Below are 6,000 nucleotides of genomic sequence, written 5' to 3' on the forward strand. Positions count from 1 at the left end.
AAGTACTCTCCCCTGAGCAAACTACGTTCAACCTGGACACCTGTTTATCCTTTATAATTATAAAAAAACCCGCGCCATCCAGGCCATCAATGTTACGAACTACTTCAGCATGAATAAGTTCATTTGAAAATAAAACCGGGTGACCTTTGACAATTACATATTTATTAATCATGAGCTTGATTTATTAGTCAATAAAAAACACTTCGAAATACTTATTTCATTTGTAATACCGATTGGTCATCTCTGTTCTAACCAGATCAACCGCCTGTTCCAATTTCCATTTTTCCGTTGCAGTAAAATCTCTTATAGCTGGATCTGCTATACAAATCGACCCTACAGTCAGGCCCCTGTTTGAATGAATGGAAGCCCTGCCGAAATATTGGCAACCATATTCTCCGACAAGTAAGGGATTGGAAAACAGGTGTGGCATGCCTACCATTTTTCTGAAATTCAGCAGCTGCCCATTCAAAATTGCCAGGGAGCAGGAACTGAATGCGGAACCCGATTCCTCCTCTTTCCTTTCTCTGCTATATTGACGACGCCTGGTCCATACAGAAGGTTTATCTATCACATTAATGACTGCAATTGAGCTGTTCATCATGATAGCGATCAGGGTAGCCAGATCGTTTAAAAACGGATCTGGTTTGCTACAAAAGACCTTGTATTCCTTAATAGCACAGGGTTTAACGCTCCCCTTTAGAATTCTAATATCTTTGATCATAACCAAATAGTTATTGTTTTACAATTTTAAATTCTGTTCTTCTGTTTAGCTGATGTTCAGTCTCAGAACAGCTGACCTCATTGGTGCAATGATTCAACAATTCACTTTCTCCATAGCCATGTGCAGTAAGCCTGTTCTTATCAATGCCCCTGGAGATGAGATATTGAATAACAGATGCAGCACGATTTTGAGATAGGATCCTGTTAAACGCATCATTTCCACGGCTATCGGTATAGGATCCGATTTCAATCCAGATAGTTGGATTATCTTTGAGGATTTTCAGCAATTTATCTAACTCAATTACAGCATCCTCACGGATATTCCATTTATTAAAATCGTAATAGATATTCTCCAGTCTAATGGCCTTATTAATTTCAACCGGAGTTAAATAGAAATCTTTAATCAAAGATTTCTTTGTGATAAAGCCAGAATCTGCACGTTGAAAATTGATCTTCTCTGCTATGATAGCATAGGGGATATCCGGATCTATTTTAAATGAATAGGAACCCTTTTCGTCAGTCTGTACTTTAAGTATATTTCCATCCCGTGTTTTTAAAGTTGCCAGTGCAGCAGCAACTGGTAAGCCCGTCTTCCTGTTCAATATTCTCCCTTCCAGCTTTAAGGTCTGAACTTGTCTGGTGATCGTATAAATATCATCACTTCCCAGGCCTCCTATCCGATTTGAAGAAAGATAACTCCCGCCATCTGAACCGATATTAAAAGCAAAATCGTCCTGCGCCGAGTTAAAAGGATACCCCAGGTTAACTGGCTTACCATAAACATCCCCGATATGGCTGGACATAAAGATATCCAAACCACCCATCCCGACGTAACCATCGCTACTGAAATAGAAATCATTAACTTCATCCAAAAAAGGACTACGCTCATTATATTCCGTATTCATCGCATAAAAATTTACCGGAACCGTCCAATTGCCGGCATCATTTTTAACCGTAATATATATATCCGTACCACCTTTACCTCCCGGCATATTAGAAACAAAATAAAGCGTTTTACCATCTTTACTTATAAAGGGATCTCCGACAGCATATTGACTGATGTTGTTAAAATTTAAGGCCAGCGGTTTTTTCCAGATCCTTTCTTCATTGGACCAGTCGCTGGTATAAACCCCGACGTTTACTGTAGCCAGGTTACCTTTACGGTAATCCAGTTTTTCGGGGATCCGGGTTAGGGAAAAAAACATTTTTTCTCCTTCAGCACCGAAACTGGCAGCGCCAACATGGTAGGCATCGCCTGCATTTACCGGAAAAAGTTGCAGACTGTCATTTCCAGCTAACTTTTGGTACAGACGAAGGTATTGGTTTCCTGTGCGTCCATAAACCTTTTTATCAGGAGTCTCCCCTACATCAAACTTCAGAAAAGATCTCTCAACTTTAGCCTGCTCATTAGAATGATGCTCCCTATCTGAAGTAAAGATGGTATTGCCAGCTAATTTAACAGCCCCCCAATCCGACCAGATGCTATTTAATTCTCCGGCATTTTGTATTTGAACAGGTACAGGGTTTTGCATCCATTTCACTGCCGAATCGCAGGATTGTAACCATAATTCCTTTTGTTTTGGAGACACCTTCCCTTTTAAATCAATATATCGCTGAAACTGTTGCCTGGCTTCTCTGTATTTACTATTACTAAGCAAAGCCTGAGCATAGCCCAAAACATGCCTTGGTTTACCGGCCGGCATCCCCGCTGCAATAGCGTACCAGCTTTCGGCCTGTACGTAGTTTTTTGTAATGCTGTAACCCTCAGCCAGGCGCTCTGCGGCGCGTAATGTCTTTTTCTTTTTATAAGCCTGTTCATAAAGATCAATAGCTTTAATATAATTAGACAAACGGTATAATTCATCTGCTTCATACAATACATACTGTGCTTTTAAAGGCAGATTAAGCATCAACAGCAGGGCAGATAGACTTATAAGCAAGTTTTTTTTCATGTTTCTTTTTTTAAAATGATTGACAGTGGCCTACCTGATTAAAAGTAGCGGGGACTAAGCATCGTCGTGTTTTTCCTTTTGAAATAATACCCGATAGATATTTCATGAGTACTACCACTATACCCACGTAATGCTCCGACAGCTACATCATAAGCATAACCAATACGGAGATTACTGACTGGAAATAATTCCATTGCGGCTACCATTGAATTCCGGTTAGAAAGATCCTTTTGCAGATAGCTTTTATCATATAGTTTAACACCTGTACGGTAAGAACCACCAAGCCAGACTTTCTCCGACAACAGCACAAAAGCATTGACATCTAAACTTGTTGGGCCTCCCCGATCATCTTTAAGTAAGAAAGAAGGCTTAAGTTGCACCTCCATTGATAAAGGAATAAGCATTCCTGCGGTTAGATAATAGTGCGGTTTAGTCTGAAGAATAAAACCATCCATCTGAACTTTAGAAGCCTGAGCAATTAAATTATCGGCAGAAAAGCCAGCATAAAACTTATTATCCGAATAGTAAATACCTACCCTTGCATCCGGAATAACTTTAGTTTGCATCCCTATCGGTTGTTCTTCCTCAAAATCATTAGGATTAAGTTTTGATCCGTCAATCCCCAGCTGCACAAAGCCAAGTCCAATACCAAGTGATAAGCGGGAAGTCTCATCTGTATTTAACCTTAAACGGTAAGCATAATTCGCATAGGCCGAAAGAGTACTTTGCGCACCGATTTTATCGCTTGCGATTTGGAGTGCCAAACCAACATTACCATCATTTGCTATGGCATCTACCGCAAGCGACATGCTTTTAGGAGCGCCTGTTATTCCCGTCCACTGGCTTCTATAGAAACTATGTAAGTTCAACTGCTCTTTGTATCCGGCATATGCCGGATTGATATAGATCCCATTAAACATATACTGGCTATACTGGGCGTCTTGCTGTGCACTTGCCCGCCCGGCGCCCAGGGTTAATAATCCGGCTATAATTATTTGTATTTTTTTCATTTTAAATCCTTTCTAAGCTTTCCAACGCTATCTTATTTCTCAATTAAATGCCCTTAGCAGGGTGATGAAACCTTTAAACACTTTCCAATCCTCGTTTAAATTATTCTTCACACGCAATACGTAGAAATAAGTCCCCTCATTTAAACCCTGTCCTGCCCAGCTGTTTCTGTAATTACCCTGTTTAAATACTTCGTTGCCCCAACGGTTGATAATGATGATATCATTTTGTGCAAAGCGCTCAATACCGCGGATTTCGAACACATCATTTTTACCATCGCCATTAGGTGTAAATAAATTCGGAATGATAAGGCCTGCATCGGAAACACCATTTTTAGTAAACCAACCCCTATTGCCTGCTACATCCGGTGCTATATCAATCCCTAAAGCTTTATGTACTCCGGAAAATGGATTGCTGCTTTTTAACAGGTCCCATTTGTCCCCTCCTGCAAATTTCAGGATGGAAGCATTCGGGTCTTTAAACAATGCTCCGTTTGTGTTTGAATTGTGCTGCAAGGTCAGGTTCACCTTTAAGGGTTTTGAGGCATAGATATTCCAGTTTCTATCCATCCCAAGCTCAGATTTAAGCCCTGCAAGAAAGGAGCCTGCATAATTTTGAACGCCGACATAAAGTGTTCCGGCAGCAAGCGGACTTAATGTTGCAGGAGTATAATCACCTTCGGCAATACCAACCGGAAATACGAAGGAAGAACTGCCGGCATATTCTTTAACCATATGTCCGGCAATACTGTTACCGGTAACCACCATCCTGTCTTCACCGAAATTGATTATTTTACCTTCCGTATTAAAAACGAGGTTATTACCATTTAGAATAACATCCGCCTTGCTCACTGAAAGATCAAGGGTTGAGCCCATTTTAAATGCTGCTGCCAAAGGCCCTTGCGGATTTACTGTTCCATATCCGGGATCCTCAAGATCATACAAAACAAGGTTTTCCTCATTTCTATGTTCCACCAACATTCCAATAAATGCCCCGTTATTACCATCTATTCTAGTTGGACCGGCAGCCATATCTTCATAAAAAGGATTAGATCCCGGATTGTAGATTATGATTTTCCCTGTTCCGCCAAATGTTGCACCAGGCGCAATCCAGATATCTTTACTCCAGATCTCCAATGTGCCATTTATTTCCCAATGCGAATCAGGGCCAAAATAACTTCCTTCGGAAAACCGGACTTCGGTAGTTCCAACTGCGATATGAACATCAGAATTGTCTACCGTCATACTGCCGGTCCCGGACTGTGCTAAAAGCCTGGAAGCAGGACTAAGTAGCGCAAATAACATTAAGATTCGCGCCAGGTTATATGTTGATAATTCCATATCCTTATTTCACAAAAATGTCCATTCTTCTGTCTTCAGCATTAGTGGCCGTGTTGCCCCCCGTATAGATTACCCGAAAAATAATAGTGTGCGATCCCGGATTCAAGGAACCCGACCAGGTTACCACTGATGAATACCTATATAGTTCCGTGCCTGAGTTTATTGTAGAATACCGCCTCGAGTCCTGAGCTACCCCATCAATCAGAAGAAGGCATTCACCTGAAGTAGTACCATTCAAAGTACTAACTTGGCATTGGGGAACAAAGCTAGCAGTTACCATTACATTTTGCTTTCCAGCTAAAGTAAAAGTGTTTGTAAGATCTGCTTTTACATTTAAAGCCAACTCAAAACCAGAGTTAAAAAAACTGTTAAATGTTTGTGAATTTTGACCAACCCAATTTGTTCCATCATAGGTATAAAGACTCTTTTCAGTAGAATTATAGATAGTTCTTCCAGGGCTTGGGCTTGCTATCAGATTCATTAGCGCTGTAGTATAGGACTTATGCTCTCCAAATTCTACTGTAGTTAACACCCCGGTTGTACTTGCTGTAACTATTTTATTAGTGGCAGTGGTTCCCGCCTGCAATCCTGATACCGCCAAAGTGTTTGTTGAACTTGTTGCCACTGTAGTAGCTTTTGTTAATGTTCCCCCTAAGGTAATGTCCCCGCTGGCAGACGTTAGACCGTTGCTTGCAGTCATAGGAGCTCCGGTATCGCCTTTATCTCCTTTTAAGCCCTGGATCCCGTCGGCCCCTGTTACTCCGATTGGGCCAGCAACACCAGTTGCACCGGTATCGCCTTTATCCCCTTTTAATCCCTGAACTCCATCTGCACCAGTTACTCCTATTGGGCCAGCAACGCCAGTTGCACCGATATCGCCTTTATCCCCTTTTAAGCCCTGAACTCCATCAGCACCAGTTACTCCTATCGGACCAGCAACACCAGTTGCACCAGTTACTCCTATTGGACCAGCAACACCT

4 protein-coding genes and 1 pseudogene are annotated in these 6,000 nt (G+C 41.4%); all 5 read right to left on the minus strand.

Features of this window, described 5'->3' with window-relative positions:
- Positions 1-217 precede the first annotated feature (217 nt).
- Positions 218-721 (minus strand): hypothetical protein, encoded by a 504-nt coding sequence (locus tag OQX61_RS21500; protein ID WP_265843876.1) that lies wholly within the window; start codon positions 719-721, stop codon positions 218-220.
- Between the two features lie 10 nt (positions 722-731).
- The gene (locus OQX61_RS21505; protein ID WP_265843877.1) at positions 732-2,672 is read right to left on the minus strand and encodes an OmpA family protein; all 1,941 of its coding nucleotides are present in this window, start codon (positions 2,670-2,672) and stop codon (positions 732-734) included.
- 38 nt (positions 2,673-2,710) lie between these two features.
- Positions 2,711-3,682 carry a type IX secretion system membrane protein PorP/SprF gene (locus OQX61_RS21510; RefSeq protein ID WP_265843878.1) on the minus strand — a complete coding sequence of 324 codons (972 nt, stop codon included), beginning with the start codon at positions 3,680-3,682 and terminating at the stop codon, positions 2,711-2,713.
- Between the two features lie 39 nt (positions 3,683-3,721).
- Positions 3,722-5,020, minus strand: coding sequence for a gliding motility-associated C-terminal domain-containing protein (locus tag OQX61_RS21515; RefSeq protein WP_265843879.1), 1,299 nt, complete (start codon positions 5,018-5,020; stop codon positions 3,722-3,724).
- Between the two features lie 4 nt (positions 5,021-5,024).
- Positions 5,025-6,000: pseudogene (locus OQX61_RS21520) on the minus strand (hypothetical protein); the annotation flags it as partial.

Origin of the sequence: Pedobacter sp. PLR (assembly GCF_026239675.1) — a bacterium.
Classification (GTDB): domain Bacteria; phylum Bacteroidota; class Bacteroidia; order Sphingobacteriales; family Sphingobacteriaceae; genus Pedobacter.

Coding starts and splice junctions, on each gene's coding strand:
- OQX61_RS21505 (WP_265843877.1), bottom strand. CDS start 2,672: ATGAAAAAAAACTTGCTTATAAGTCTATCTGCCCTGCTGTTGATGCTT.
- OQX61_RS21515 (WP_265843879.1), bottom strand. CDS start 5,020: ATGGAATTATCAACATATAACCTGGCGCGAATCTTAATGTTATTTGCG.
- OQX61_RS21510 (WP_265843878.1), bottom strand. CDS start 3,682: ATGAAAAAAATACAAATAATTATAGCCGGATTATTAACCCTGGGCGCC.
- OQX61_RS21500 (WP_265843876.1), bottom strand. CDS start 721: ATGATCAAAGATATTAGAATTCTAAAGGGGAGCGTTAAACCCTGTGCT.